The sequence below is a fragment of the Anaeromyxobacter terrae genome, assembly GCF_022690685.1.
Lineage (GTDB): Bacteria > Myxococcota > Myxococcia > Myxococcales > Anaeromyxobacteraceae > Anaeromyxobacter > Anaeromyxobacter terrae.
In genome coordinates this window covers 42,230-68,707 of the sequence record NZ_JALCYY010000021.1, presented here as the reverse complement: position 1 = coordinate 68,707, position 26,478 = coordinate 42,230, and the positions used below count along the sequence as shown (strand labels likewise).

At 74.0% G+C, this 26,478-nt stretch carries 25 protein-coding genes; 13 read left to right on the top strand and 12 right to left on the bottom strand.

Annotated features, from left to right (window positions below):
• Positions 1–17: 17 nt before the first annotated feature.
• Positions 18–677, bottom strand: a complete 660-nt coding sequence (gene msrA, locus MNY62_RS11580) for a peptide-methionine (S)-S-oxide reductase MsrA (RefSeq protein ID WP_242344313.1) — start codon at positions 675–677, stop codon at positions 18–20.
• Positions 674–1,291: a peptide-methionine (R)-S-oxide reductase MsrB gene (msrB, locus tag MNY62_RS11575; protein ID WP_242344312.1), complete on the bottom strand. Its 618-nt coding sequence runs from the start codon at positions 1,289–1,291 to the stop codon at positions 674–676. The genes msrA and msrB overlap by 4 nt, the downstream gene beginning before the upstream one ends.
• A gap of 153 nt (positions 1,292–1,444) precedes the next feature.
• On the opposite strand from msrB, the gene MNY62_RS11570 reads away from it, so the two are divergent.
• Both MNY62_RS11570 and MNY62_RS11565 read left to right on the top strand, forming a co-directional pair.
• Positions 1,445–1,978 carry an RNA polymerase sigma factor gene (locus tag MNY62_RS11570; protein ID WP_242344311.1) on the top strand — a complete coding sequence of 178 codons (534 nt, stop codon included), beginning with the start codon at positions 1,445–1,447 and terminating at the stop codon, positions 1,976–1,978.
• The gene (locus MNY62_RS11565) at positions 1,975–2,721 is read left to right on the top strand and encodes a hypothetical protein (protein ID WP_242344310.1); all 747 of its coding nucleotides are present in this window, start codon (positions 1,975–1,977) and stop codon (positions 2,719–2,721) included. Before MNY62_RS11570 ends, MNY62_RS11565 begins: the two co-directional genes overlap by 4 nt.
• A 44-nt stretch (positions 2,722–2,765) precedes the next feature.
• Here the strand turns inward: MNY62_RS11565 and MNY62_RS11560 are convergent, their stop codons facing one another.
• From MNY62_RS11560 to MNY62_RS11550, 3 genes are all read right to left on the bottom strand, one after another.
• The gene (locus tag MNY62_RS11560) at positions 2,766–3,047 is read right to left on the bottom strand and encodes an anti-sigma factor family protein (protein WP_242344309.1); all 282 of its coding nucleotides are present in this window, start codon (positions 3,045–3,047) and stop codon (positions 2,766–2,768) included.
• The gene (locus MNY62_RS11555; RefSeq protein WP_242344308.1) at positions 3,044–4,414 is read right to left on the bottom strand and encodes a dihydrolipoyl dehydrogenase family protein; all 1,371 of its coding nucleotides are present in this window, start codon (positions 4,412–4,414) and stop codon (positions 3,044–3,046) included. The genes MNY62_RS11560 and MNY62_RS11555 overlap by 4 nt, the downstream gene beginning before the upstream one ends.
• Positions 4,415–4,520: 106 nt before the next feature.
• Positions 4,521–4,826, bottom strand: a complete 306-nt coding sequence (locus MNY62_RS11550) for a hypothetical protein (RefSeq protein ID WP_242344307.1) — start codon at positions 4,824–4,826, stop codon at positions 4,521–4,523.
• A 240-nt stretch (positions 4,827–5,066) separates the two neighbouring features.
• Here MNY62_RS11550 and MNY62_RS11545 point away from each other — a divergent pair, with 240 nt between their 5' ends.
• The 3 genes from MNY62_RS11545 to MNY62_RS11535 are packed head-to-tail and all read left to right on the top strand — an operon-like array spanning position 5,067 to position 6,564.
• Entirely contained in the window at positions 5,067–5,726 is a 660-nt protein-coding gene (locus tag MNY62_RS11545; RefSeq protein ID WP_242344306.1) for an RNA polymerase sigma factor, read from the top strand.
• Positions 5,723–5,989 carry an anti-sigma factor family protein gene (locus MNY62_RS11540; RefSeq protein WP_242344305.1) on the top strand — a complete coding sequence of 89 codons (267 nt, stop codon included), beginning with the start codon at positions 5,723–5,725 and terminating at the stop codon, positions 5,987–5,989. Before MNY62_RS11545 ends, MNY62_RS11540 begins: the two co-directional genes overlap by 4 nt.
• Positions 5,986–6,564 (top strand): hypothetical protein, encoded by a 579-nt coding sequence (locus MNY62_RS11535; RefSeq protein WP_242344304.1) that lies wholly within the window; start codon positions 5,986–5,988, stop codon positions 6,562–6,564. Before MNY62_RS11540 ends, MNY62_RS11535 begins: the two co-directional genes overlap by 4 nt.
• Before the next feature lie 38 nt (positions 6,565–6,602).
• On the opposite strand, the gene MNY62_RS11530 is transcribed toward MNY62_RS11535, so the two are convergent.
• From MNY62_RS11530 to MNY62_RS11515, 4 genes are all read right to left on the bottom strand, one after another.
• Positions 6,603–6,878 (bottom strand): hypothetical protein, encoded by a 276-nt coding sequence (locus MNY62_RS11530; RefSeq protein WP_242344303.1) that lies wholly within the window; start codon positions 6,876–6,878, stop codon positions 6,603–6,605.
• 65 nt (positions 6,879–6,943) lie between these two features.
• Positions 6,944–8,413, bottom strand: coding sequence for an AdeC/AdeK/OprM family multidrug efflux complex outer membrane factor (gene adeC, locus MNY62_RS11525; RefSeq protein WP_242344302.1), 1,470 nt, complete (start codon positions 8,411–8,413; stop codon positions 6,944–6,946).
• Positions 8,406–11,579 (bottom strand): efflux RND transporter permease subunit, encoded by a 3,174-nt coding sequence (locus MNY62_RS11520; protein WP_242344301.1) that lies wholly within the window; start codon positions 11,577–11,579, stop codon positions 8,406–8,408. Before MNY62_RS11520 ends, adeC begins: the two co-directional genes overlap by 8 nt.
• A gap of 33 nt (positions 11,580–11,612) precedes the next feature.
• Complete coding sequence (locus tag MNY62_RS11515; protein ID WP_279426458.1) at positions 11,613–12,650, bottom strand: efflux RND transporter periplasmic adaptor subunit; 1,038 nt, start codon at positions 12,648–12,650, stop codon at positions 11,613–11,615.
• 287 nt (positions 12,651–12,937) lie between these two features.
• On the opposite strand from MNY62_RS11515, the gene MNY62_RS11510 reads away from it, so the two are divergent.
• The 3 genes from MNY62_RS11510 to MNY62_RS11500 all read left to right on the top strand — a co-directional run bounded on the left by MNY62_RS11510 (position 12,938) and on the right by MNY62_RS11500 (position 16,477).
• The gene (locus MNY62_RS11510; protein ID WP_242344299.1) at positions 12,938–13,564 is read left to right on the top strand and encodes a TetR/AcrR family transcriptional regulator; all 627 of its coding nucleotides are present in this window, start codon (positions 12,938–12,940) and stop codon (positions 13,562–13,564) included.
• Positions 13,565–13,698: 134 nt separating this feature from the next.
• On the top strand, positions 13,699–14,619 hold the full coding sequence (locus MNY62_RS11505) for a solute carrier organic anion transporter (protein WP_242344298.1): 921 nt from the start codon (positions 13,699–13,701) through the stop codon (positions 14,617–14,619).
• 313 nt (positions 14,620–14,932) lie between these two features.
• Positions 14,933–16,477, top strand: a complete 1,545-nt coding sequence (locus tag MNY62_RS11500; protein ID WP_242344297.1) for a hypothetical protein — start codon at positions 14,933–14,935, stop codon at positions 16,475–16,477.
• A gap of 26 nt (positions 16,478–16,503) precedes the next feature.
• Here the strand turns inward: MNY62_RS11500 and MNY62_RS11495 are convergent, their stop codons facing one another.
• Complete coding sequence (locus tag MNY62_RS11495) at positions 16,504–17,202, bottom strand: cupin domain-containing protein (protein ID WP_242344296.1); 699 nt, start codon at positions 17,200–17,202, stop codon at positions 16,504–16,506.
• A 485-nt stretch (positions 17,203–17,687) separates the two neighbouring features.
• On the opposite strand from MNY62_RS11495, the gene MNY62_RS11490 reads away from it, so the two are divergent.
• Entirely contained in the window at positions 17,688–20,276 is a 2,589-nt protein-coding gene (locus MNY62_RS11490; protein ID WP_242344295.1) for an ATP-binding protein, read from the top strand.
• A 118-nt stretch (positions 20,277–20,394) separates the two neighbouring features.
• On the opposite strand, the gene MNY62_RS11485 is transcribed toward MNY62_RS11490, so the two are convergent.
• On the bottom strand, positions 20,395–20,844 hold the full coding sequence (locus MNY62_RS11485; protein ID WP_242344294.1) for a GNAT family N-acetyltransferase: 450 nt from the start codon (positions 20,842–20,844) through the stop codon (positions 20,395–20,397).
• Between the two features lie 248 nt (positions 20,845–21,092).
• Here MNY62_RS11485 and MNY62_RS11480 point away from each other — a divergent pair, with 248 nt between their 5' ends.
• Positions 21,093–21,275: a hypothetical protein gene (locus MNY62_RS11480; protein WP_242344293.1), complete on the top strand. Its 183-nt coding sequence runs from the start codon at positions 21,093–21,095 to the stop codon at positions 21,273–21,275.
• A 21-nt stretch (positions 21,276–21,296) separates the two neighbouring features.
• On the opposite strand, the gene MNY62_RS11475 is transcribed toward MNY62_RS11480, so the two are convergent.
• Positions 21,297–21,593, bottom strand: a complete 297-nt coding sequence (locus MNY62_RS11475) for a YciI family protein (RefSeq protein ID WP_242344292.1) — start codon at positions 21,591–21,593, stop codon at positions 21,297–21,299.
• 84 nt (positions 21,594–21,677) lie between these two features.
• Between MNY62_RS11475 and MNY62_RS11470 the strand changes: the two genes are divergently transcribed.
• The 3 genes from MNY62_RS11470 to MNY62_RS11460 all read left to right on the top strand — a co-directional run bounded on the left by MNY62_RS11470 (position 21,678) and on the right by MNY62_RS11460 (position 26,469).
• Positions 21,678–22,841 (top strand): M24 family metallopeptidase, encoded by a 1,164-nt coding sequence (locus MNY62_RS11470; RefSeq protein WP_242344291.1) that lies wholly within the window; start codon positions 21,678–21,680, stop codon positions 22,839–22,841.
• Positions 22,842–22,865: 24 nt separating this feature from the next.
• Complete coding sequence (locus tag MNY62_RS11465) at positions 22,866–23,438, top strand: class I SAM-dependent methyltransferase (protein ID WP_242344290.1); 573 nt, start codon at positions 22,866–22,868, stop codon at positions 23,436–23,438.
• Positions 23,439–23,715: 277 nt separating this feature from the next.
• On the top strand, positions 23,716–26,469 hold the full coding sequence (locus MNY62_RS11460) for a PKD domain-containing protein (protein WP_242344289.1): 2,754 nt from the start codon (positions 23,716–23,718) through the stop codon (positions 26,467–26,469).
• Positions 26,470–26,478: the final 9 nt, after the last annotated feature.

Below are 26,478 nucleotides of genomic sequence, written 5' to 3'. Positions count from 1 at the left end.
GACGCGCCTCGCCGCTGCTACTTCGCCCTCGGCCGGTGCGGCACCGGGCAGGAGAGGGCGCCGTGCTTCTCGTCCCACTGCTGGTGATAGTCCTCCGCCAGCCAGAACGGGCCGGCCGCGGCGATCTCGGTGGTGATCGGGTCCTTGAGCCGCTTCTGCTCCTCGGCGCGCGAGGCGAGCGCGGCCGCCTGCTGCTCCGGGCCGAACGTGAAGATCGCGGACCGATACTGGCTGCCGCGATCCGGGCCCTGGCGATCGCCGCTCGTCGGGTCGTGGGTCTTCCAGAAGAACGCGAGCAGCTCCGCGTAGCTCACCTGGGCGGGGTCGAACTCGACCAGGACCGACTCGGCGTGCCCGGTCGTGTGAGAGCTCACGTCCTCGTAGCTGGGGTTCGGGGTCCGCCCGCCCGTGTAGCCGACCGCGGTCGCCACGACGCCGGGGACCTTGCGGAGGCGCTCCTCCACGCCCCAGAAGCAGCCCTGGGCGAAGATCGCGAGCTGGTTCTTCCCCGAGGGGACGAGCGCCGTGCCGTGGCCGACGTGACCCGGCTTCGTCCCCAGGCTCGGGTTGCCGATCTGCCCGTCGCCGCCGCCGCGTCCGGCGCGGGCCGGCGAGGCGAGGAGCTGGACCGTGACGATGGCGGCGGCGAGCACGCCGAGGAACAAGGCCAGCTTCACGGGCTCCTCCTCTCGTCGCTCGAAGCCGACGTTGCGTCCACCGACTCGAACAGCGGCAGGAACCTCCCGTAGCCCTCCTCGGCCAGCCGCTCGACCGGGACGAAGCGCAGCGCCGCGGAGTTCATGCAGTAGCGCAGCCCCGCGGGCGGGGGCCCGTCGTCGAAGACGTGCCCCAGGTGCGAGCCGGCGAGCCGCGAGCGGACCTCGGTCCGCGTGAAGAGGAGGCCGCGGTCGGTGCGGGTCGTGACGCTCGCCGGATCGAGCGGACGGGTGAAGCTCGGCCAGCCCGTGCCGGAGTCGAACTTGTCGAGCGAGCTGAAGAGCGGCTCGCCGGAGACGACGTCCACGTAGATGCCGGCCCGGTGCTCGTCCCAGTACGCGTTGCGGAACGCGGGCTCGGTGCCGTCCTGCTGCGTGACCCGGTACTGCTCGGGCGTCAGCCGCCTGTGCAGCTCCTCGTCCGACGGCTTCTGGAAGGTCGACATCTTCGGGGTCTCCTGCGCGACGGCGGGACGCTGCGAGGGCTCGGTTCCGCTGGCTCGAGCCCCGCAGGCGAGGGTCGACAGCCAGAGGAACGCCACGAGGGCCCCCTGCGCGGCTCCGGGATGGCTCACGTGCGGCATCGCTCGCTCCGATCGTTCCCTCCAGGACGTGCGCTCCTGGGGTGTTCCGAGTACGCGCGACCGGAGGCGCCGGTTACTGCCAGGGCTGCGTAACCGGGAGCCGCCGGCGCGCGTATGCGGAGTCAGGTGAACGAGGAGGCCCTGATGGAGGCCTACGTCGCGGGTGACGCGGGAGCGTTCGAGCGCCTGTTCCGTGCCCTCGCGCCGTCCGTTCACGCGTTCTTCGTGCGATCGGTCGGGCCTGGAGCCGTGGCGGAGGATCTCCTGCAGAGCACCTTCTTGAAGATGCACGCCGCACGAGCGAGCTGGCGGGGACGGGAGCGGCTGCGCCCCTGGGTCTTCACCATCGCGGGGCGCGTGCGCATCGACTGGCTGAGGAGGCAGGGACGCGAGGTGCAGGAGAGCGACGACGACGACGGGGTCGCGGACCCGGGCGCCCAGGACGCCGGAGAGGCCGTCCTCGCACAGGAGCGGGCAGAGCGTGTGCGGGCCGCCCTGGACGGCCTCGCCGAGCCTCAGCGCGTGGTGGTCCACCTGCACCGCTTCGAGGAGCTCGGCTTCGCGGAGATCGGCAGGGTGCTCGGCATCTCCGAGGGCGCCGCCAAGCTGCGGGCCTTTCGAGCCTACGGGCAGCTGCGCAGCGCCCTCGCCGATCTCGTGGCGGAGGATCCGTCATGACCGCGCACGAGCACGTGAGCGCCGGCGCGCCGGGCCTCGCCGCGCTGCCCCCGGACGATCCGGAGCGGGCGGCCGCCTGGTCGCACGCGGAGGGCTGCGCCGAGTGCGCCCGCGCGCTCCAGGAGGCGGAGCGGCTCCATCTCCTCATCGAGCGCGCGGATCGCGTGCCGCTGTCCGCGGGGGCGCTCGAGCGGGTGTCCCGGGCGATCGTCACCGAGCTCCGGCGCGAGGCCCGGCGGCGCACGGCCGGGTCGATCGCGGCAGCCTGCGTGGCGGTGCTGATGCTCGTGGCGCTCGCGCGGAGCCGCTCCGGCGCGATCGCGGACTGGGCCCGGGCGGGCCTGCTGCTGTTCCTCGCCGCCGGCCTCGCCGCGGCCGCGAGGCGGAGGCCGCTGCTCGTCATCGGGGGGAGCGTGGTCGCGACGTTCCTCGCGGGCCTCGCCGCCGCGGGGGCCCCGATCGCCGGAGCCCCGGGCCCCAACTGCCTCGTCAGCGAGCTCGCCTCGGCGGCGCTGGTCGTCGGAGCGGTCTGGCTCGCGCTTCGCGGGGGCACCACCTCGCCGGCGCGCTCCGCGATCGCGGGCGCGGCGGCGGCCGGGGCGCTGGCCGGCGACGCTGCGCTCCAGGTCACCTGCGGACTGCAGAGCGAGGTCCCGCACCTCCTGGCCTTCCACGTGGGCGGGGTGCTCCTGGCGGCGGCAGGCGCGAGCCTGCTCTGGCGGCGCCGCCTGCGCATCGCGTGACGCGTGGCGCGGCCTGTAGCGCCGGTGGCCGCAGGCCGTCGTCATCACGCCCCGCCCGGCGGGCGGCGCTTCCACTCGCGGAACGCGCGCAGCAGGCTCGCGCGCGCCTCGTCTGGCAGGGACTCCTCGGAGAGCCGGCCGGCGATGCGCAGCGTCGCGCGGAGCTGGTGCAGGTACTGGGTGCACCCGTGGCAGACCGCGAGGTGCAGCTCGAAGCGCGTCCGCTCGTCCGGGGCGAGCGCGCCCTCGAGGTACTCGGTGACGAGCTCGACCAGCTCGCGGCAGGTCAGCTCGCCGGGGAGCTCGCCGGTCGTCGCGTCGCTCACGGCAGGGCGTACCGCTGGAGCGACATGACGACCGACTGGAGCCCCTCGGCGAACGAGGGGTGGACGGTCTCCATGTCCACCACCGCGCGCGCCGGCGCGCCGGCCTGCATGAGCGCCGCGAAGACGTGGATGAGCTCTCCCCCCTCGGCGCCGACGATCGACGCTCCGAGGATCCGCTCCGTCACCGGATCGACGAGGACCTTCACGACCCCGGCCTTCTCGTCGGTCTCGACCGCGCGCGCGATCCGCGCGAAGGGCCAGGTGGCCACCTCGTACGCGACCCCCTTCTCCTTCACCTCACGCTCGGTGAGCCCCACCCCGGCGACCTGCGGGTCCGTGTACGCCGTGTACGGGATGAGCCGGTCCTTCCGGCCGCGGCCGCGCTTCCCCGCGAGGACGTCGAACAGGAGCCGGTGATCGTCCCAGGCCGCGTGCGTGAACTGCGGGCCGCCCGCGCAGTCGCCCACCGCGTAGACGCCCGGCGCGCTCGACTGGTAGTGATCGTCAACCTCGACGAACCCGTGCCGGTCGAGCTTCACGCCGGCCGCGTCGGCGCCGAGGTCGTCGGTGTTGGGCCGCCGCCCGGTGGCGACGAGGAGGTGGGAGCCCGGGAGCGCGCGCCCGTTCGAGAGCCGGACCGTGATGCGCCCCGACTCGCCGGAGACCTCCTCGACGCTCGCGCCGAGCGCGAGCGCGATGCCCTCGTCCCGGAAGACGCCCTCGATCGCCTCCGAGGCCTCGAGGTCCTCGTGGCCGAGGAGGTGCGCGCCCGGCTCGACGATCGTCACGTCGGCGCCGAACCGGCGGTACGCCTGGGCGAGCTCGCAGCCGATGTAGCCGCCGCCGACCACGACGAGGTGCGAGGGGACCTCGGTGAGCTCCATGACGCGCCGGTTGTCGAGCCAGGGCACGCCGCCGAGGCCGGGGATGGGCGGCTCGACCGGCCGGGCGCCCACGTTGAGGATCACCGTCGCGGCGCGGTGGCGCTCGCCCTCGACCTCCACGGTCCGCTCGCCGACGAGCCGCGCCTGCCCGCGAACCAGCCGGAGGTTCGCGCCGGCGTCGACGAGGCGCCGCGCGATGCTCTCCTGCCAGTGGCGGACGATCGCGTCCTTCCGGGCGATGACGGCGGGGAAGTCCACCTTCACCGTCTCGACGTGCACGCCGAGCCGGCTCGCCGTCCGCGCGACGTGGGCCGCGCGGGCGCTCGCGATGAGCGTCTTCGTCGGCGTGCAGCCCGTGTTGGTGCACGTGCCGCCGAGCTCCGCGCGCTCGGCGAGGAGCACCTTCCGCCCGTGCTTCGCGAGGCGGGTGGCGAGCGGGACGCCCGCCTGGCCGCTGCCGATGATGATCGCGTCGAGGTCCATGGCTCGGTCTCCCGGGGGCGCGCGCACGGCACGACCGCACGCGAGGGGTCTGAAGAAAGCTGGCCACCGTTACGCTTCCGAGCAGGGCGCCTGACCGCAAGGCCCCTCAGGCCGCGCGCCGCCCGCGCCAGCTCTCCACGTGGCCTGCCTCGAGGGTCGGGCGCGCGTCGCCGGAGAAGTAGGCGCACGCCTCCAGGCGCCCGGCGTGCCCGAGCGCCGCCGCCGCCTCGCGTCGGTCCAGGAACCGCCCCGCGACGGTGAGGAACCCCGCCTGCCACTCCTCCAGGTCCGCGTCGAGGCCGCCGGGGAGCAGGCTCACGTCGTGGAACGGTCCGGTGGCGACCACCGCGCCCGTGATGCAGCTCCGGAACGCCGCCTGCCTCATGCCGAGCTCGTCGTTCGCGTGCGCCATGACCGTCCTCGCTCCCCGCCTTCCTCGCGTCCTCGGAGACGTAGAGGCCCGCAGGGCCACCGACGTTACTCGAGCGGGCGGGGCTCGCCGGGCAGCCGCCCGTGCGTCCCCGCCTGCCTCTTGCGCGCGAGGTGGAGTCGCCCGACTCCCAACGGCCGTCCCCGTCGAAGCGCGGTGGGCTCGCACCCTGCCAGCTACATCCCCCGCGAGCTGCGCCCGGGGGGCAGGGAGGTGCCGCGGATGGAGCCGCCGAGCGTGTCGGAGCCGGCCGGGATCACGACCGAGGAGCGAGAGCTCGCGGCCCTCCGTGCCGGCGACGAGGCGGCGTTCCTCGCCCTCGTGACCCGCCATCACGGCGCGATGGTGCGGGTCGCGACCACGTTCGTGCGGAGCCAGGCGATCGCGGAGGAGGTCGTCCAGGAGACCTGGGTCGGCGTCCTCCGGGGGCTCCACCTCTTCGAGGGGCGCTCGTCCCTCAAGTCCTGGATCTTCAGCATCCTCGTGAACTGCGCGAAGGCGCGCGGGCTGAAGGAGGTCCGCTCGGTGCCGATGTCGTCGCTCGGCCCGGAGGAGGAGGAGGACGCGCCGTCGGTGTCGCCGGATCGGTTCCGGGGAGACGAGGACCGCTGGGCCGGCCACTGGGCGGAGCCGCCCGCGCCCTGGCCCGACGCGCGCGTCGAGTCGAGCGAGCTCGTGGCGCTGGTCGCCGAGGCGCTCGACACGCTCCCGCAGGCCCAGCGGACGGTCATGTCGCTGCGCGACGTGGACGGCTGGGACTCCGGCGAGGTGTGCGCGCTGCTCGGAATCACCGAGGTGAACCAGCGGGTGCTGCTCCACCGCGCCCGCTCGAAGGTGCGGGCCTTCCTCGAGGAGCGCCTCGGCCGGGAGGGCCTGCCGTGACGCCCGCTGTCCCCGATCTCTCCTGCCGCGAGCTCGTCGAGCTCGTGACGGACTACCTCGAGGCGAGCCTGCCCGTGGACGAGCGGACCCGGTTCGAGCTGCACCTCACCTACTGCGAATTCTGCCGCACCTACCTCGCCCAGATGCGCCAGGTCCTCGAGAGCGCCGGCGAGCTCACCGAGGAGTCGCTCGCGCCCGAGGCGCGCGACGCCTTGCTCGCGACCTTCCGCGACTGGAAGAAGGGCTCCGGAGGTGGATCGTGATCGCCTTCAAGTTCCTGGCTGCGGGCGCGCTCGCCCCCTTCACGCGCTTCGAGTGGCCCACGTCGGGCGAGTGGGTGAGCGCCGCGGCCGCTCGGCCCGAGCTCTGGATCCACGCCTGCCGCGCGGACGACCTCCCGTACTGGCTCGCCGACGAGCTCTGGCGGATCGAGCTCGACGAGCCGGTGCGGGCGGCCCGTTACCAGGTCGCGGCGCCTCGCGCGCGGCTCCTCGCGCGCGTCGACGCCTGGGATCGGGCGCTCGCCGGGGACTACGCGCGGGCGTGCGCGCTGCGCGCCCGGGACCTCGCCCTGCCGCACGTGCCCGCCGCCACGCGCGACGCGCTCGCCCGAGCGACCGACCTCGAGGCGATCGCGGCCGCGGCGAGCGGCGCGGGCTCCGTCTCGCGCGCGGCCGAGCTCGTGGCCGACGCCGCCCAGAGCGCGCTGCGCGTCGGCCCGGCCGTGAGCTCCTACATCGCCGCGGTGCTCGCCTCCATGGTGGGCGGCGGGCTCGCGGCGTTCGAGGCCGAGCGCGCCTGGCAGGCGCGCTGGCTCGCCGAGCGGCTGGCGCACTGATGGCCGGGCCGCGGCGACCTCTCGCCGCGGCGCTCGCGTCACCGGTCCGTGGGCAGCATCCGCGTCGCGTCGTATCCGCCGTCGGTCGCGACGCCGCTCTTCCGCTCCATGCCGGGCGCCGGAGCGGGCGGCTGCATCTTCGAGTCGTCCTGCTTCGGGGCGGGGACCGTGGCGGTCCACGCGGGCGCGGCCGGCTCCTTGCCGTAATCGACGTCGTCGTGCCCGGAGAGCGCCCCGCGGTCTTCCGCGAGGGCCGGGGCCGTGGCGGCGAGGGCGAGCCCGACCGCGAGGGTGAGGCGAAGCTTCGTGCGCATCTCGTTCTCCTCCGCGCCGATGGGGTGGGGCGCTGGAGGAGGAGTACGCGCGGCGGGCGATCTCGTTACGGTGCCGGTGAAGGCGCCGGGGCCGCGGCCGCTGCCTGGGCGGACCGCTCGAGCCAGCCGCCGCCCAGCGCCTTGTAGAGGCTGACGAGGTTCGCGAGCCGCGCGAGCCGCGACTGGATGAGCTGCTGCTGCGCCGCGTACAGGTCGCGCTGGGCGACGAGCACGGTCACGTAGCTGTCGACGCCCTTGCGGTAGCGCAGGTCCGAGATCGTGTACCGCCGCTGCTCGGCCTCCACGCGCGCCGTCTGCGCGGCGAGCTGCTCGTCGAGGGACGCGCGCGCGGCGAGGGCGTCGGCGACCTCGCGGAACGCGACCTGGATCGCCTTCTCGTAGCGGGCGACCTCGATCGACCGCCGCACCTCGGCCGCGTCGAGGTTCGCGCGGTTGCGGCCGCCGGTGAAGAGCGGCAGGGAGAGCTGCGGCGCGAAGCTCCAGAGGCCGGAGCCCGCGCCGAAGAGCCCGGAGAGCTCGCCGCTCGCCGTGCCGCCGAACGCGGTGAGGGTGATGGACGGGAAGAACGCGGCGCGCGCAGCGCCGATGCTGGCGTTCGCGGCCCTGAGCGCGTGCTCCGCCCCGAGGATGTCCGGCCGTCGCTGCAGGAGCTCCGACGGCAGGCCGGGCGGGAGCTCGGCGAGGAGCGGCTCCGCCTCGAGCCGCTCGGGGGCGGGGAGCCCCGCCGGCAGCGGCTGCCCGACGAGGAGCACGAGCGCGTTCTGCGCCTGCTCGCGCTGCTGCGCGTAGGCGGCCACGTTGAAGCGCGCCGAGAGCACCTGCGCCTCCGCCGTGCGCAGGTCGAGCTCCGAGGTGCGGCCGACGTCGTAGCTGCGCCGCGTGAGGTCGTACGAGGACTGGAGCGTCTCGAGCGTCTGCCGCGCGAGCGCGATCTGGTCGTCGAGCGCCCGGGCGGCGAGGTACTGGGTCGCGACCTCCGCGACGAGCGAGAGGTGCGCGCTCCGCCGGGCCTCCTCGGTCGCGAGGTACTGCTCGAGCGCCGACCGCTTGAGGCTGCGCACCCGCCCGAACAGATCGAGCTCGAACGCGGTCACGCCCGCGCCGACCTCGTACTGCGTGCTCGTGGTGGCGCGGCCGGTGGGGCTCACGTCGGCGTCGAGGTGCTGGCGCGTGGCGCTCGCGGTCGCCCCGACCGTGGGGAGCTCCTGCGAGCGCTGGATGCGGTACTGCGCGCGCGCGAGCTCGACGTTGAGCGCGGCGACGCGCAGGTCGCGGTTGTTCTCGAGCGCGAGCGCGATGAGGGCCTGCAGGCGCGGGTCCCCGAAGACGTCGCGCCAGCCGAGGTCGGCCGGCGCGGCGCCGGGTGCCTGGGCGCGCGCCGCCTCGGCTGCGGCGCCCTCGGGCCACTGCCCGGAGACGGGCGCCGCGGGGCGCCGGTAGCGCGGCGCGAGCGTGCAGCTCGCGAGGAGGACCCCGGCCGCGGCGGTCGCGGCGACGAGCGGGGCGCTACGCATGGAGCGCCTCGCCCTCGCCGTCGCCGTCCGCCTCGCCGGAGTCGGACTCGGCGCCGGGCTCCACCGCGGTCGCCTTCGCGCGGCGCCCGATGACCACGAAGAACACCGGGACGAAGAGCACGCCGAGCACGGTCGCCGAGATCATGCCGCCTGCGACGGCGAAGCCGATCGCGTTCTGGCTCCCGGCGCCGGCGCCGCGCGCGAGCGCGAGCGGCAGGACGCCCAGGATGAACGCGAGCGAGGTCATGAGGATCGGCCGGAGGCGCATGCGCGCCGCCTCGATCGCCGCGTCCACCACCCCTCGCCCGCGCTCGCGCAGCTCCTTCGCGAACTCGACGATGAGGATCGCGTTCTTCGCCGAGAGCCCGATCGTCGTGAGCAGGCCGACCTGGAAGTAGACGTCGTTCGCGAGCCCGCCGAGGAGCGTCGCGAGCACCGCGCCGACGACGCCCAGCGGCACGACCAGCATGACCGCCGCCGGGATCGACCAGCTCTCGTAGAGGGCCGCGAGGCAGAGGAACACGACGAGGAGCGAGATGGCGTACAGCGCGGGCGCGTTCGCTCCCGAGAGCCGCTCCTCGTACGACAGCCCGGACCACTCGAACCCGACCCCGGCGGGCAGCTGCTTCACCAGCGCCTCCACCGCGGCCATCGCGTCGCCGGTGCTCCGGCCCGGCGCGGCCTCGCCCTGGATCACCACCGCCGGCAGGCCGTTGAAGCGCTCCAGCTTCGGCGAGCCGTAGGTCCAGCGGCCGGTCGAGAACGCCGAGAACGGCACCATCTGGCCCTGGCGGTTGCGGACGTACCAGCGCTCCACGTCCGCCGGCTGCATCCGGAACGGCGCGTCCGCCTGCATGTACACGCGCTTGGTCCGCCCCTTGTCGATGAAGTCGTTCACGTACGCGACGCCCCACGTCGAGGACAGCGTGGCGTTCACGTCGGCGAGCGACACGCCGAGGGCGGCGGCCTTCTGCTGGTCGACGTCGACCTTGTACTGCGGGGTGTCCTCGAGGCCCGCGGGGCGGACCTTGGCGAGCGCCGGGCTCTTCGCGGCGAGGCCGAGGAGCTGGTTACGCGCCTGGACGAGCTGCTCGTGCCCGAGGCCGCCCCGATCCTGGAGCTGGAGCTCGAAGCCAGTGGCGTTGCCGAGCTCGGAGACGGCGGGCGGGACGAACGCGAACACCATGGCGTCCTTGATCCCCGCGAACGCGGCCATGGCGCGCCCGGCGACCGCCTTCGCCTTGAGCCGCGCGTCCTTGCGCTCGCTCCAGTCCTTCAGCTTCACGAACGCGACGCCGGCGTTCTGGCCGCGGCCGCCGAAGTTGAAGCCCACGATGTTCATCACGGACTCGACCGCGTCCTTCTCGTTGGTGAGGAGGTGATCCGACACGCGCGCCATGACCTCCCGGGTGTGCTCGATCGTGCTCCCCGGGGGCAGCAGCACCTGCGCGAAGAGGAGGCCCTGGTCCTCCTCGGGGAGGAACGCGGTCGGCACGCGGAGGAAGAGCACGGCCAGCGCGGCGACGATCGCGACGTAGGCGAGCATGGCGCGCCCGGTGCGGCCGAGCAGGACCCGCACCACCGCGCGGTACCGCGTGCTGCCGCGGTCGTACAGCCGGTTGAACGCGCCGAAGAGGCCGCGCCGCTCGAGGGCGTGCCCCTTCGCGACCGGCTTCAGCATCGTCGCGCACAGCGCCGGGGTGAGCGTCATCGCGACGAGGACGGACAGCGCCATCGACGAGACGAGCGTGATCGAGAACTGGCGGTAGATGACGCCGACCGACCCGCCGAAGAAGGCCATCGGCACGAACACCGCCGCGAGCACGAGCGCGATGCCGACGAGCGCGCCGGTGATCTGCCCCATCGACTTGCGCGTCGCCTCCCGGGGCGAGAGCCCCTCCTCGCTCATGACGCGCTCGACGTTCTCGACGACGACGATGGCGTCGTCGACGAGGAGGCCGATGGCGAGCACCATCCCGAACATGGTGAGGGTGTTCACGCTGTACCCCGCCGCCGACAGCACGCCGAACGTGCCGAGCAGCACGACCGGCACGGCGATGGTGGGGATGAGCGTCGCGCGGAAGTTCTGGAGGAACAGGTACATCACGAGGAACACGAGGAGGATCGCCTCGAGGAGCGTCTTGACGACCTCCTCGATGGAGAGCCGCACGAACGGCGTCGTGTCGATCGGGTAGACGACCTTCATCCCCGGCGGGAAGTACCGCGACAGCTCGTCGAGCCGGGCGCGCACCGCCTGCGCCGTGTCGAGCGCGTTCGCTCCGCTGGCGAGCTTGATGCCCATGCCGGCCGAGGGCTTGCCGTTGTAATAGCTCTCGATCTCGAAGCTCTCGCCGGCGAGCTCGAGGCGCGCCACGTCGCCCAGCCGCACCTGCGAGCCGTCCGGGTTGACGCGCAGGAGGACGTCGCGGAACTGCTCGGTGGTCTGGAGCCGCGTCTGCGCGGTGATGGTGGCGTTGAGCTCCTGCCCCTTCACCGCCGGCGCGCCGCCGAGCTGGCCGGCGGACACCTGCGCGTTCTGCGCCTGGACCGCGGCGCTCACGTCGAGCGGCGTGAGCCCGTAGTTGGTGAGCTTCTCCGGGTCGAGCCAGATCCGCATGGCGTACTGCGACCCGAACGCCTGCACGTCGCCGACCCCGGGGACGCGGCTCACCTGATCCACCAGCGTCGAGACGGCGTAGTCCGCGAGGTCGTTGCGGCTCATGCTGCCGTCCTCGGAGACGAAGCCGGCGATCAGGAGGAAGTTGTTCACCGCCTTCGCGACGCGGACGCCCTGGCGCTGCACGTCCTGCGGGAGGAGCGGCATCGCGAGCTGCAGCTTGTTCTGGACCTGGACCTGCGCGATGTCCGGGTTCGTCCCCGCGTCGAAGGTGAGGGTCACGCTCGCGTTGCCGGCCGAGTCGCTCGTGGCGGACATGTAGCGCAGGTGATCGAGGCCGTTCATCTTCTGCTCGATCACCTGCGTGACGGTGTCCTCGAGCGTCTTCGCCGACGCGCCGGGGTAGGTCGCGTTGACGCTGATGATGGGCGGCGCGATCGCCGGGTACTGCGCGATGGGGAGGGACAGGATCGCGAGGGCCCCCGCCAGCATCACGATGATGGCGACGACCCACGCGAAGATGGGGCGATCGATGAAGAACCTGGCCACGGGTGTCGTTCTCCTGGGGGTGGCGCGACCGCGCTAGCGGGCGGCCTGCCGCGCGGACGCGGCGGGGACCGGGACCACCTCGGCGCCGGGCCGGACCTTCTGCAGGCCCTCGACGATCACCTGATCGCCGGCCCGCAGGCCGTCGGTGACGAGCCACGCGTCGCCGACCGCGCGGTCGGTCACGAGCTGCCGCAGCTCGACCTTCCGCTCCGCGTTCACGATGAGCGCGGTGGGCTGGCCCTTCTGATCGCGCGTGACGCCCCGCTGCGGGACGAGGAGCGCCTGGGGGTTCACGCCCTCGTTGATGCGCGCGCGGACGAACATGCCGGGCAGGAGGCCGCCGCGGGGGTTCGGGAAGATCGCCCGCAGCGAGATGGAGCCGGTGCTGGGATCGACGGAGACGTCGGAGAACTGCAGCGTGCCGCGCTGGTCGTACTCGCGGCCGTCCTCGAGCACGAGCGTGACGCTCGCCCGGTTCTTCCCAGCGCTCTGCAGCCTCCCGCTCTCGAGGTCGCGGCGCAGCCGCAGGGCCTCGGTGCTCGACTGCGTGACGTCCACGTAGAGCGGGTCGAGCTGCTGCACCGTCGCGAGCAGGGTCGCCTGCGCCTGCTGGACGTAGGCGCCCTCGGTGACGGCCGAGCGCCCGATGCGCCCCGGCACCGGGGAGGTGACGGTGGTGTACCCGAGGTTGATCTGGGCCGACTGCACCGCCGCGCGCCCCGCGGCGACGTCGGCCTCCGCGGTCTTCAGCGCGGCGACCGCGTCGTCGTGCTCCTGCCGGCTCACCGCGTTCGCCTCGACGAGCTCCGTGTACCGCTGCGCCTGGAGCCGCGCGGACGCGACCTTCGCCTCGGCGCGCGAGAGCGAGGCCTTCGCGCTGTCGAGCGCCGCCTGGTAGGGCGCGGGGTCGATCCGGAAGAGCGGCTGCCCCTCCTTCACGTCGCTGCCCTCGGTGAAGAGCCTCTTCAGCACGATCCCGTTCACGCGCGCCCGGACCTCGGCGACGCGGAACGCGGACGTCCGGCCGGGCAGCTCCTTCACGAGCGTCACCTCGGACGGCGTGAGCGTCACGACCCCGACCTCGACCGGACGGGCCGCGGCGGCCGCTCCTTTTGCCTGGGTCCTTTCGCACCCGGAAGCGATGAGCGCGAGGGCCGCGATCGTCGCGAGGGACGCGCTGGCGCGCCGGGGGAACGGGTGCGCGCGTCGCGGAGCGACGGGCGAGGTCTCGAAGGGAGAAGTCATTTCGCGGCTTTCGCTTGCTCGGTTCACGCCGGACGAGCGCTCCGGCGAGCCGCAAGACATACTGTCGCACCTGTTGACGGTCAATACTGAACCGTTCAGTATAGTGAGCACGAATGAGCGAAGATGGCGCCAGGACAGCAGAATTTTCGCCCGCGAAGCGGCGGCAGATCCTCGCCGGGGCGCGCGCCACGTTCGGCGAGCTCGGGTTCGAGCGGGCCTGCGTGGACGTGATCGCGTCGCGCGCCGGCGTCTCCAAGGCGACCGTCTACAACCACTTCGGCGACAAGAAGGGGCTCTTCGTCGCGTGCTTCTCCGAGGAGGTCGACGCCCTGCGCGACGGTGTCCGGGCGTCCCTCGCCGAGCCCGCGGGCGACCTCGAGCAGGCGCTGCTGGAGACGGGCGAGAAGGTCGTGGCCCTGCTCCTCTCTCCCGCGGTGGTGGCCCTCTATCGCCACGCGCAGGCGGAGTCGGTACGGTTCCCGGAGATCGGCCAGACGCTGTTCGATCACGGCCCGAACTCGCTGCAGGCCCAGATCGCCAGCTACCTCCAGCGCTGGCACGAGAAGGGCGCGCTCTCGATCGATGACCCGAGGACCGCGGCGGTGCAGTTCGTGAGCCTCTGCCAGTCGGACCTCGTGCTGCGCGCGCGCCTCGGGATCCTCGAGCGCCCAGCCGACGCCCGGATCCGCGAGACCGTGCGGAGCGCGGTGCGGACCTTCCTGCGCGCCTTCGGGCGGTGAGGCCCCGGCGGATCGCGCAGGTGTAGCAGGACGGCCCAGGTCGGGGCGGCACGCCTACATTCACTCCGGGAGTCAGCGTACTGTCCGTCAAGCACGCGGGGTGCTATTCCTCTCGGCTCCGGGGAGGAGCATCCATGCCGCGTGCGAGGTGGAATCGGGGGCTGCCCCTCGTCGTCGCCCTGTCGCTCGTCGCGACCGCCTGCAAGGAGGCCGCGACCGCGGAAGGCGCGACGTGCGCCCCCGCGGGGAACCCGTGCACCGGCGGCCTCGCCTGCTGCTCGGGCCTGACCTGCGACGCCACGGCCGGCGCGTGCGTCGCGCCCGGCTGCGTGGACGCGAGCGGGTCGTGCGCGAACGGCGAGACCTGCTGCAGCGGCAGCGCGTGCCTCGACGGAACCTGCACGCGCGCGTGCCCTCCCGCGCTCCCCGTCACCCTGTGCCTCGCGAACGGGCAGGCCTGCCGCCTCTCCGCGGAGTGCTGCGCGGGCGCGTGTGACGGCGGCGTCTGCGGCCTGCCCGCGACGTGCATCCCGCTCGCGGAGCTCTGCCAGTTCAGCGAGCAATGCTGCGACCACGGCCGGTGCGTTCCGGATCGCGACGAGATCCTGCGGTGCTTCGCCTGCATGTCGGAAGGCGCGCGTTGCAGCGGGGCAGGCGACACGACCTGCTGCGCCGGGACGAGCTGCCTCCCGGACGGAAATCGCGGTAAGTACGCGTGCGTCGCGTCGCCGCCGCCACCGCTCTGCGGCATGGTGGGCATGAGCTGCACCGTGAACGGCGACTGCTGCTCCGGGCTCGGGTGCGAGATCCCGCCGGGCGCGACGAGCGGCGCGTGCACGCCGACCTGCGCCGGGACGGGCTCGAGCTGCACCGTGAACGGCGACTGCTGCTCCGGGAGCTGCGCCGTTCAGCCGGGCGCCACGAGCGGCGCGTGCACGCCGACCTGCGTCCAGGCGGGCGCAAGCTGTACCGTGAACGGCGAGTGCTGCTCCGGCAACTGCGCGATCCCCGCGGGCGCCACGAGCGGCGCGTGCGCCTGCAGCTCGAGCACGTGATGGCCGTCCACGCGAGTCGAGCCCCACGCCTCTCCCTTCACGAGCTCAGGGCGAGCGGCCTGTGATCCGCTCGGGCTGAGCCCGTCCAAGCACGAGCGGGGGAGGATCGCCCATCGCGCCCGCTCGCGCCGCCTTTCACGATGTGTGAGTCATCGACCGCGTCGCGTACCGCACGGCCGCGGGGCGGTCGGGTGCGGGGCGGCGCGCGACGCGGCGCGTCCCGGAGACTGCCTCGAGCGCCGCGGGGTCCCGTGCTCCGCAGTGCCGGCACGCCCGTCGCAGTTGCGCCCGCCCCACCCACCCAGGGGCGCACATGTTCCCGAGAAACGTCTCCGCCGTCGCCGTTCCACGCTTCGACTCGATCGGCGAGCCGCCGGCCCTCGACCCGGCCCGCGCTCGGGAGCTCCGCGGGCGCGAGCGGCTCCACGCGCCGGCGGAGGTCGCGCGGCCACAGGCCGTCGCCTCGCGCCCGGCTCCCGATCCGCTGTCATTCGCAGGCCTCGCCGCGTGCATCGAGGACGCCCGCGCGGCAGCCCTCGCGGGCGGCGACGGCCCGCCCGACCCGGTGACCTTCGCCTCGCTGCGGGCGCGGCTCGAGAAGGCGAGCGCGAGGCTCCCGGCGGCGTACCGGCGCGCGGTCGCCGAACCGCTCGTGAAGACGCTCGACCGGCTCGGTGCGCGCGGGTTCGCCCGCGTCCTCGCGCAGGATCCGGAGCGCGAGGGGGCCGCGCGCCTCCTGCTCGACGTGGCGCAGGCAGTGCTCCAGCACGCGGAGGGCTACGCAGCGCGCGCGACGGCGGCGTTCCAGGAGGTCGTGAGCGATCTGTACGAGGGGTTCCTCTCCGCCGAGGACCGTCGCGGCGTGAAGGCGCCGGACCACGGCGTCGTCCCGCCGCTCGTCCGGTGGGGCAGCGCCGAGGACGGTCCTTACACCTGGCCGGCGACCGCCACGGAGACGCTCGACGTCGAGGCGGCGGTGGTGAGCCTCCCGGCCGCGAACGCCTCGGGCGGGCTCCTCGCCTGGCCGGCCCTCGCGCACGAGACCGCGGGGCACGACCTCCTCGACGCGGACGACGGGCTCCGCGACGAGCTCGCGCGCGTCGTGCGGGAGCGGCTCCTCGCCGAGAAGCTGGGGCTCGCGGTGGCGGACTACTGGGCGGACCGCATCGACGAGACAGCGTCGGACGTCCTCGGGGTGCTCAACATGGGGCCGGCCGCGGCGGTGGGGCTCGTCGGGTACTTCCGGGCGATGAACGGGGCGGCTGGCGGCACGGGGTCGCTGCGAAACGTCGGGAGGACGGACGACCCGCACCCGGCGGACATCGCCCGCGCCTACCTCGCGGCCGAGACGGTGCGGCTCCTGTCGTTCGAGGGCGCGGCGCGGTGGGCGGACCGGCTGGTCGCCGAGGCCGACCGGGACCTCGGGCGGATCCGGCTCGGCGACGTCGCCGTGACCGCCGGTGTGGCGAAGGCCGCTGCGGCCGTCGTCGCGCGGGCCATCGTGCAGACGCGGCTCCGCGCGCTGGACGGACATGCGTTCCGGGACATCCAGGACTGGCGGGACCAGGACGAGGCCGTCGTCGCCGAGCTGCGTCGAGAGCTGAGGGAGGGGGGAGCGAAGGGCGGGAGAGCGCGCGCTGGCGCGGTGCCGGGAAGCTACGCGGAGGGCGCGTACGCCGCGCACGCGGTGGCCGCGGGGGTGTACGAGGCGGTCGGGGGGACCTCGAGCCCGGCGCAGGTGATGAGCCGGATGATCGGCGTGCTCTCCGGGATGCACGAGCGGAACCCTGCGTGGGACCCCGCTCGCCTCACCCCGTCCGCGCCCTCCGCGGCGCCGGGCAGCCCGCGCGTCGCCTGACGAGGGCGGGAGGGGCCGGACCCCGATCACCTGGCCGGCGCGCCCTTCAGATCCACCAGGATCCCCTCGAACCGCTCGCCCATGTTCTCGAGCGCGTGCGTGAGGGGTGGACGGTAATGGACCGCCCCGGCCTTCCCGGAGACCTCGGTGGTCTTGCCGTCGGGCGTGGTCTGGCGGACGTGGGCGTCGGTGAGGGTGATCTGCACGCCCGCGGGGTGATCGTGCATCGGTGACTTGTCGCCCTTCGCGTACGCGTACCGGACGATCCGCACCTGGTCGTTCTCGAACTCCACCTTGTCGTGCGGGGTCACCTTCACGGCGTCGCGCGGCGGCGGGGTCCAGGCGGCGTTCCCCGCTCCCTTCGGCTCGACGAGGATGCCTTCGACAGGCTTGTCGCCGATGTTCTCGGCCACGTGGACGGTCGGACCTCGCCACGCCGCGGTGCCGGCCTTGCCGTGGACCTCCGACGTCTTCCCCTCCGGCGTGGTGAGCCTCAGATCCGCGTCGGTGAGCAGGACGTTCACGAGGCTCGGGTGGTCGTGCAGCGCGGTCTTCTCGTGCGGAGGGATCTTCCAGCGCACGACGCGCACCTGGTCGTTCTCGAGCTCCACCTTGTGATGCGTGGGGTCCGCCTTCGGCGAGTCGAGCTCCTGTGCCGCCTTCGCGGCTCCGCCGACGAGCGCAACCAGGCAAAACAATGCACAAGCCGTGATCGATGCGCGCATGTCATCACCCTCCCGTCCAGTTGAGGTCGCTCTACGCGCGCGGCGGGAGCGATGCACGAATCATTCGTGAACCCTCCCGCGCAGGATGGAGGCGGCGAGGGACGTCGGGTTCGCGCGGCGGGCGCGACGCGACAGCGCGTTCCGTATCTGTTCCCTCGAGCCGGCTCGCCGGCCCCGCGAGCTCGAACACGAGGAGCGCTCGTTCACCCCGATTGCCTGGCTCGGGAGCGAGCGGCCAGAGCATGCACCTGCTCACGTGCGTTCGTTCGCCCGGGCGTCCCCGGGTTTCCCCGCGCACGGGGCCGGCTGCTCGTGTGCGTCATTTCGGGGCTCACCGATTCCCAGAGGCCGGGCGCTACAGGGCGGGCGTATCGTCGGGGTGTGGTGAAGGGTCGCGCTTGTCGAGGGTCGCCATGTTGCACGCGGCGACAGCCCGAGGTTCGAGCGCGGCGCGCGTCATCCGCACGCCGGATCAGCGCGTTCGCGTGTTCATCAGCTCCACGCTCGGTGAACTGGCCGAGGAGCGGCGCCTGGCGCGGGCCGCCGTCGACCGCCTGCGGCTGACGCCGGTGATGTTCGAGCTCGGGGCGAGACCTCATCCCCCCAGAGCGCTGTACCAGGCCTATCTCGCGCAGAGCCACGTCTTCGTCGGCATCTACTGGCAGCGGTACGGGTGGATCGCGCCCGGGGAGACGGTCAGCGGTGTCGAGGACGAATACGACCTGAGCGGCGACCGGCCGAAGCTCATCTACGTGAAGGAGCCGAGGGCCGGTCGCGAGCCGCGTCTCGAGGCGCTGCTCGCGCGCATGGAGCGCGACGCCCGCGCATCCTACAAGTGCTTCTCGAACGCGGAGGAGCTCGGCGCGCTGCTCGAGGACGACCTCGCGACCCTCCTCTCGGAGCGGTTCGAGTCATCGCGAGCGAACGCCTCGACGGACTGGGAGGAGTCCACGCACGCGCGCCTGCCGGAGGCGACCACCACGTTCGTCGGACGCGAGGAGGCCATCCGCGGGGTGCGCGCGCTGCTGCGGGAGTCGGGCGCACGGATGGTGACGTTGACCGGCCCCGGGGGGATCGGAAAGACCCGCCTCGCGCTGCAGGTCGCGAGGGGGCTGCACCATCGGTTCCGGGATGGCGTCGTCCCCGTGTTCCTCGGCGCCCTGGCGGAGCCGAGCCAGGTGGTCCCCGCCATGTGCAACGCGCTCGGGCTCGCGGAGATCCCGGGCGTCAGTCGGATGGAGACGCTCGTCCGCTATCTCCACACGCGGAAGCTGCTGCTGGTCCTCGACAACTTCGAGCACGTGATCGCGGCAGCTCCGGAGCTCACGGCGCTGCTCGCCGCGTGCCCCCGCGTCCGCATGCTCGTGACGAGCCGGGAGCTCCTGAAGGTCGCCGGTGAGCGCGGATACGAGGTGCCGCCGCTGGAGGTCTCCGGGAGGGAGACCGAAGGCCGGGCAGCAGCGCCATCCGAGGCCGCCCGGCTGTTCGTGGAACGCGCTGCATCGGCGCTGCCGGGGTTTGCGCTCACGCCGGAGAACGCGCCGAGCGTCGCGGAGATCTGCCGAAAGCTCGAGGGCCTGCCGCTCGCGCTCGAGCTCGCGGCCGCGCGCGTGCGAGTGCTTCCCCTCGACGAGCTGGCCGACCGCCTGGAGGACCGGCTCGGGCTCCTCGTCCACGGCCCGCGCGACATGCCCGAACGACACCGGACGCTCCGAGCTGCGCTGGAGTGGAGCCACGGACTGCTCGGCGACTCGGAGCGGAAGCTCTTCGCGCGACTGGCCGTGTTCCGGGGCGGGTGGACGCTGAGCGATGCCGAGGCGGTTTGCGGTCCGGACTCGGACGTCCTCGAGGGCATGTCGTCGCTCCTCGACAAGAGCCTCATCCGCGGCAACGCGTCCGGCGCGGCAGGCCCGATCCGGTTCGCCATGCTCGAGACGATACGCGAGTTCGCGTCGGAGCAGCTCCGGAAGCGCGGAGAGGAGGAGTCACTCCGGACGCGGCACGCCGAGCACTTCCTCGACTGGGCCGAGCGCTCGTACGTCCTCGCGTACCGCGGCGAAGCCATCCGCCACGAGGTGATCTGGACGAGCCGGATCGACGACGAGGCGGAGAACCTGCGGGCCGCGATGCGATGGCTCGCGGACAGGGGCAGAAGCGGCGCCGTCGCTCGCATGGGACTCACCCTGTGGCGCTACTGGTGGGTTCGCAGCGAATTCACCGCGGCGGCGGCGTGGATGCAGGAGGCGCTCGCATCGGGTTCGCTGGACGACCGCGAGCGGGCGCTCGCCCAGCTCGTGCTCGGGATCGCCGACGTGGGCCGGAGCGAGTACGAGCACGCTGTGCCGAGCCTGGCCGCAGCGCAGGCCGCACTCGACCGGCTCGGCGACGAGGAGCACGCGGCGCTCGCGGCGGTGATGCTCGGAACCGGCGTCGCGCTGACCGGTGACGCGACCGAGGGGGAGCGCATCGTTCGTCGAGCGCTCACCACGTTCCAGGCCCGCGACGACGTCTTTGGAGCCGCGTGTGCGATGTTCGGGCTCGGGCGTGTGCTGCTGATGCAGGGCCGCCTCGCCGACGCGGCCGCGATGGAGGAGGAGGGTGCCGCCTCGCTGCGCGAGGCGGGCGAGGTCTTCCTGCGGAGCATGATCCTCGTGAGCCTGAGCTGGACGCTCGTGGCGAGCGGACGCTTCGAGCGCGCGATCGCCCCGCTGCAGGAGGCGCTCGAGATCGTAACCTCGATGCAGAACCGCGACGGGATGGCCAGGGTGTTCGAGGCGCTCGGTGCCGTCGGCCTGCATCGCGGACATCCGCGCCTCGGCGCGCTCCTGTTCGGCGCCGCGGAAGGGGTTCGCCGCTCCGTGGGCGCCCGCGTCTGGGTTCTCGACCGGGTCCTGAATGACAACCTGGAGGGCGAGCTCCGTCGGGCTCTGGGGACGCAAGCCTTCGAGGCTGTCTTCGCGGAAGGCGTGGCGCTCCCGCCAGAGCGCGCGATTCAATTCGCGCGCGCGGCGGCGGGACGCGTCACCGCGAGCCGAGCCGAGGCGACCGGCGCGTCGGCGGGGGTCGACCTGTGACCTGCCCACCCGCCGCGACCGCCGTCGGCGTCGCGGCGGTCGCGAGTGCGCCTCCTCGTCGAGATCGATTCACGTGCGGCAGCTCACCGGGAGAGCACGCTCGACCGCTCACGCCGGCTCACGCGCCGCGGATCTCGGCGGGATCGATCGCGAGCTCCACCACGGTCCTGCGGAATCCCATTGCCTCGGCGATCGCGAGCGCACGGTCGTTGCGCGCCGCGACCTGGATGACGGCCTGGGGCGCTCCGCGCCGGCCGAGCTCACGGACGAGCGCCTCGATGAGCATGCGGCCCGCGCCGCGGCGGCGCGCGCGCGGCACGACGTAGACGTCCACGCCGACGCCGCAGGGATCGCGCAGCGTGTTCCAGTCTCGCCCCTCGAGCCGGCCGTACGCGTACCCGACGATCCGCTCGCGCCCGCGTGAACGCGCGATCGCCGCGAGCACCACCGCCTTCCGGCTCGCCATCTCCCTGGAGAGCCAGGAGGCGTAGCCCTCCTCCATCCCGCGGATCGCGAAGAAGCGCCGGGGGTCCATCCGGTTGTGCAGGCGCGCCAGGGTCGCTCCCATCCGCCCGAGCGTCGGTGCGTCCTCTGGGCGTGCCTTCCGGATCTCGATCTCGCTCACCCCGCAACCGTAGCCCGGCCGAGGCCGGTCCGCCCGCCCTGCCTGACGGGGCAGGCTCCGACGAGGCGGCGGCACGCACCGAGGCAGGGTCCATCGGCGAGAGGCCGCGATGAGCGCGTGGCGGCGACGCGGCGCGGCCGCACCTGCGCTAGGATGGCTCGCGGCGAAGGGAGTGTGCGATGGGCGCAAAGATGCCACGCCTCGCGGATACCGCTCGGCGATACCTCGACGACACCGTCCGCGCGCGCCTCGCGAGCCCGGGCGTCGAGCGCTATCGCGTCGAGCGAAGGGGCGGCGCCGGGGCGGTCATCGTCGCTGCGCTGAGCCTCCTCGCGCTCATCGCGGCCTTCGCGTGGCTCTCCATGACCTCCTGAGCGGCTCCCGATCGGGCGGCCTCACCCCGCGAGCAGCCCGATCAATACCGGATGCAGCTCCGGCGTGAAGAGCCCCGCCACGACCGCGGGATCGCGCTCCACGAGCGCTCGCGCCTCGGCGGCGTCGGTCACCTTGAAGATCGCGACGCCGTAGGCGCCGTCCAGGCAGGGGCCGGCGAGGAGGAGCCTTCCCTGCTCGAGCAGCTCCTTCAGGAACGCGGAGTGCCTGCCCATGATCTCCCGCTCCGCCGGCGTCGCGTCGTGGACGAACGTGGGGCGCGGCGGGCGCGCGAGATAGAGGAAGTGCGTCGGATCCACGGGCGATGACCTCCGGGGAAGGTGGCGCCCGGTCACGGCTGCCCCGTTGCACGCCACGCCCGGTCCGTTTCATGCTGGCCGGCCATGACGCCCGCCACCGAATGCCAGCGCCGGATCGACGCGCTCCGCGAGACGCTCCGCACCCAGGGGCTCGACGGCGCAGTCCTCGTCCACGCCACCGACGTCTTCTACCTGTCCGGCACGCGCCAGAACGCGGCGCTGTGGGTGCCGGCGGCCGGCGACGCGGTGCTGCTCGTGCGCAAGAGCCTCGAGCGCGCCCGGGCCGAGAGCCCGCTCGCCGACGTCCGCCCGTTCCCCTCCTCGAAGGAGCTCGCGGCGGCGCTGGGCGCGCCGAGGCGCGTGGGGTTCACCTTCGACGTCGCGCCGGGCGCGGTGGAGCGGTTCTGGGCCCGGGCGCTCGGGGCGGAGCTCGCGGACGTCTCCGCGCCGCTCCGCGTGCAGCGGAGCGTGAAGTCGCCCTGGGAGCTCGAGCGGATGCGCGAGACCGCGGCGCTCCTCTGCGGCGTCTTCCGCGAGGTCCCCTCGTTCCTCCGCGCCGGCATGCGCGAGGTCGAGCTCGCCGCCGAGATCGAGTACCGCATGCGCAAGGCGGGGAACGAGGGGAGCCCGCGGCTGCGCGGGTTCAACCAGGAGTTCTTCATGGGGCTCGCGCTCGCCGCCGGGTCCGCCACCGCGCCGAGCTACTTCGACGGGCCGGTCACCGGGCGCGGGCTGTCGCCGTCCTCGCCGCTCGGCGCGTCGGTCGAGCCCATCCCGCGCGACGTCCCGATCCTCCTCGACTACACCGCCATGAAGGCGGGCTACGTCACCGACATGACGCGCATCGCGGTCTGCGGCCGGCTCGCGCCCGAGCTCGCGCGCGCGTTCGAGGTGGCGCTCGCGATCCAGGAGGAGGTCGTGCGGGGGCTCGTGCCCGGCGCGATCCCCTCGGAGCTCTGGGCGCGCGCGAAGGCGCTCGCCGAGCGGGAAGGGCTGGGCGATCGCTTCATGGGGCCGCCGGGCGCGCAGGCGCGCTTCGTCGGGCACGGCGTGGGCCTCGAGCTCGACGAGCTGCCGGTGCTGGCGCCCGGGCTCGACACGCCGCTCGTGCGCGGGCAGGTGCTCGCCATCGAGCCCAAGTTCGTGCTCCCCGGGCTCGGCGCGATCGGCATCGAGAACACCTGGGCGGTCGGCGAGGGCGGCGGGGAGCGGATCACGGAGCTGCCCGACGCGGTCATGGCGCTCTGAGGCGTCGTGTCGGGGAGGAGGAGCGTGGCGGAGGGCGATCGAGAGCGGTGGGACGCGCGGTACCGCGACGAGGACGCCGTCCCCGATCCCTCGCCCTTCCTCGACGCGCTCGACGCGCTCCTGCCGCGGCGCGGGCGAGCGCTCGACGTCGCCGGAGGCTCCGGCCGGAACGCGCTCTGGCTCGCGCGGCGCGGGCTCGACGTCACGCTCGCCGATGTGTCGGAGGTCGCGCTCGAGCGGGCGGCGCGCGAGGCGCGCGCGCGGGGCCTCGCGATCGAGACGCTCCGGATCGACCTCGAGGCGTCGCCGCTGCCGGCCGGGCCCTGGGACCTCGTCCTCTGCACGTACTTCCTCCACCGGCCGCTCCTGGCCGCCGTCGCCGCGGAGCTCGCGACCGGCGGCCTCCTCGTCGTCGCGCACGCGACGCGGACGAACCTCGAGCGCCACCCGCGCCCGGGCCCGGCGCACCTCCTCGACGACGGCGAGCTCCCGACGCTCGTCCGCGGGCTCGAGATCGTGCGCTACGAGGAGGGCTGGCTCGAGTCGGGCCGGCACGAGGCGCGGCTCGTGGCGCGGAGGCCGCTCACGGGCCCGTGAGCTTGGGCCCGCCCGTCGAGACAGGGGCAGGGCGAGGAACGCCGCGCGCGCGACGCGCTCGTCCCGCCCTGCGCGCTCTTGCCGCAGCTCGCAGGGATCGCGCCCGCCGGCGCCCGGGTTCGCGGTAAGTCACCGGTCCTGGACGACCCCGCGGCAAGGCGGATTGTCAGGGATCAACGGACGGCAAAACGCCGGATGATCCCCGGGGTTGCACAGGTGGAAGGAGGCGGCCCACCAGGGGCGCACTCGGCGCGTGCGTTGCAGGACGCGTGCCCTCATGGCGATAGCTCACTCACGGTCTCTGCGGGCTGCGCTCGTCCTGCTGTCCGTGGCCGGCCGGGCGGCTGCGCTGGCGGCCGAGGGTTCCCCGATCATCGACGCGCTCTCCGCGCCGAGCGCGTCCGTCCTGACCGGCTCCGAGAGCGCACTGTCCGTGACGGCCAGGGATCCCGCGGGGCGGCCGCTGGCCTACGCCTGGACCGCCTCGGCCGGCACGATCGTCGGCGCGGGGGCGAACGCCACCTGGACCGCGCCGGCGAGCGCGGGGTGGGCCCAGATCACGGTGACCGCGACCAACGACGCCGGACAGGCGGCGTCGGCCGCGGCGTCGATCTATTCGACCATCGCGCTGTACGAGGGCGGGCTCTCCGCGCCGCTCTCCGCGCCGCGCCGCATCGCCGTGGCGGACTCGGGCGAGCTCTACGCGGTGAACGGCCGCGATCCTTCGCTGTTCCTCCTGACGGCGAACGGCGGGCTGAAGGGCGCGGTCTCGCTCCCGGGCGTCCCGCTCTCGATCGCCACCTCCTCGCGCGGGCTCTACGCCTCGCTGCGCGACGGCAGGCTCCTCCTGCTCGATCCGGCGCGCGGTCGCGTGCTCGGCTCCATCGCGAGCGGCGCCGCCGCCGGCGCGGTCGGCATGGCGTGGGACGAGGCGAACGGCCTGCTCTGGATCGCGGAGCGCCACGCGAACCGCGTCCGCGCGCTGCGGGCCGACGGCTCGGTGGCGGTCACGCTGGCGCAGGCCGGGACCACCGTGCTGAAGGAGCCGGTGGACGTCGCGCTGGACCCCGCCGCGGGGCTCGTCTGGGTGGCGCTGGAGACCAACGAGAGCGGCAAGCTCGTCCACGCGTTCCGGCCCGACGGGACGTACGTGAGCTCGATCATCGGGTTCGGCGGCGGGCCTGGCCAGGTCACGCGCGCCGCCGGCCTCGCGGTCGACCGCGCCGGCCGCGTGTACGTGGCGGACGCGTTCCAGGGAGTCGTGCAGGTGGTGAGCCGCGCGGGCCTGGCCCTCGGCACCGTGGGCACGTTCGGCCGGGGGCCGGGGCAGCTCTTCCAGCCCGCGGACGTGGAGCTCCTCGCCAGCGGCGACCTCCTCGTCGCGAACCAGGACGCGGGCACGCTGCAGCGGTACGGCAGCGGGGCGCCGCTGCCGACCTGCGCCGGAGACAGCGACTGCGACGGCCTGCCGGACGACTGGGAGCTGGCGCACGGGCTGTCCCCCTTCTGGGCGGGAGACGCGCTCGCCGATCCCGACGGCGACGGGCTCGACAACCTCCATGAGCTCGCGTACGGGACCGACCCGCGCAACGCCGACTCCGACGGCGACGGCTTCGCGGACGGCGAGGAGGTCCTCGCCGGCACGGATCCGCTCTCCCGCGAGGTCCCGCTCCTCGCGGCGCGCGCCCCCGCCTCGAGCCCGCCCGGGCTCGTCCAGCTCTCGTCGTCGCTCGTGACGCGCCTCCCGGCGTGCACGTACCGCTGGCGGCAGGTGCAGGGGCCCGCGGCGAGGCTCCTCGACGGCGCCTCCGGCGCGCCGCGGTTCATCGCCCGCACGCCCGGGGTCTACGCGTTCGAGGGCGTCGCGTCCTGCGCGGGCGTGGCGAGCTCGCCGGCGGGGGTGAGCGTGGAGATCCTGAACGTGCCGCCGCGGCCCGATCCGACCCGCCTCGTCGTGACGCGGGCCGGCGAGCCGTTCGTGCTCGACGGCAGCCTCACCTCGGACGCGAACGGCGACGCCTTCTGGCTGCGGTGGGATCAGACGATCGGCGCGCCGCTCGTGGCGCCCAGCGGCGGGCCCGAGCTCGTGGCCACGGCCGACGTCCCCGGCTACTACGCGTTCGCCCTGACCGCGACCGACACGCGCGGCGCGGCCGCGACCGAGGAGGGCGGCGTGTACGCCGTGGGCAAGGCGATGGCCCCATCGGCCCTCGTTTCGAGCCCGCTCATGGCCTCGGTCGGCGAGCTCGTGACGCTCGACGCGACGCGGAGCGAGTCGCGGAACGGCAAGCCCCGCTACGCGTGGACGCAGGAGTCCGGGCCGCCCGTGGCGCTCTCGGACGCGGCGGCCGGCGCGCCCACGTTCGTGCCGCCGGAGCCCGGCCTCTATGCGTTCACCGTGCACGTCCGCGACAACAAGATCACCGCGCCGCCCGCGCGCGTGGAGGTGTACGTCGGCCCCGCGGAAGGCCTCCCCATGGCCTTCGCCGAGGTGAGCGCGCCGGCCGTGGACGCGGGCGCGCCGGTGCGACTCGACGGCGCCCGGAGCCGGGCCGCCGCGGGAGGCCGCCTCACGCACGCGTGGCGGCAGGTCTCGGGTCCGGAGGCCGGCCTCACCGACGCCGATCGCCCGGTCGCGACGGTCGTGCCGTTCGCGCCGGGGCACTACGTGTTCGAGCTCGTCGTCCGCGAGGGCGCCTCCGTCGGCGTGCCGGTGCAGGTCGAGCTCGACGCGGACGCGCCGGGGGTCGCGCGGCCGCGCGCCGTCGCCACCGCGCCCGCCACCGCCCTCGAGGGCGACACGGTCAGCCTGGACGGCTCCGCCAGCACCGGGAACGGGCCGCTCGTCTACCGCTGGACCCAGGTGGCTGGTCCCTGGATGCCCCTCCTGGATCCCGGGTCGCCGAGGCCGGCGTTCGAGCCCGCCGCCCCCGGCACCTACGGGTTCGAGCTCCAGGTCGAGGACGGCGGCGTCCGGAGCGCGCCGGCGAGGGTCAGCGTGATCGTGTTCGGCAAGAAGGCGTCGAGATAGAGGCCCGCG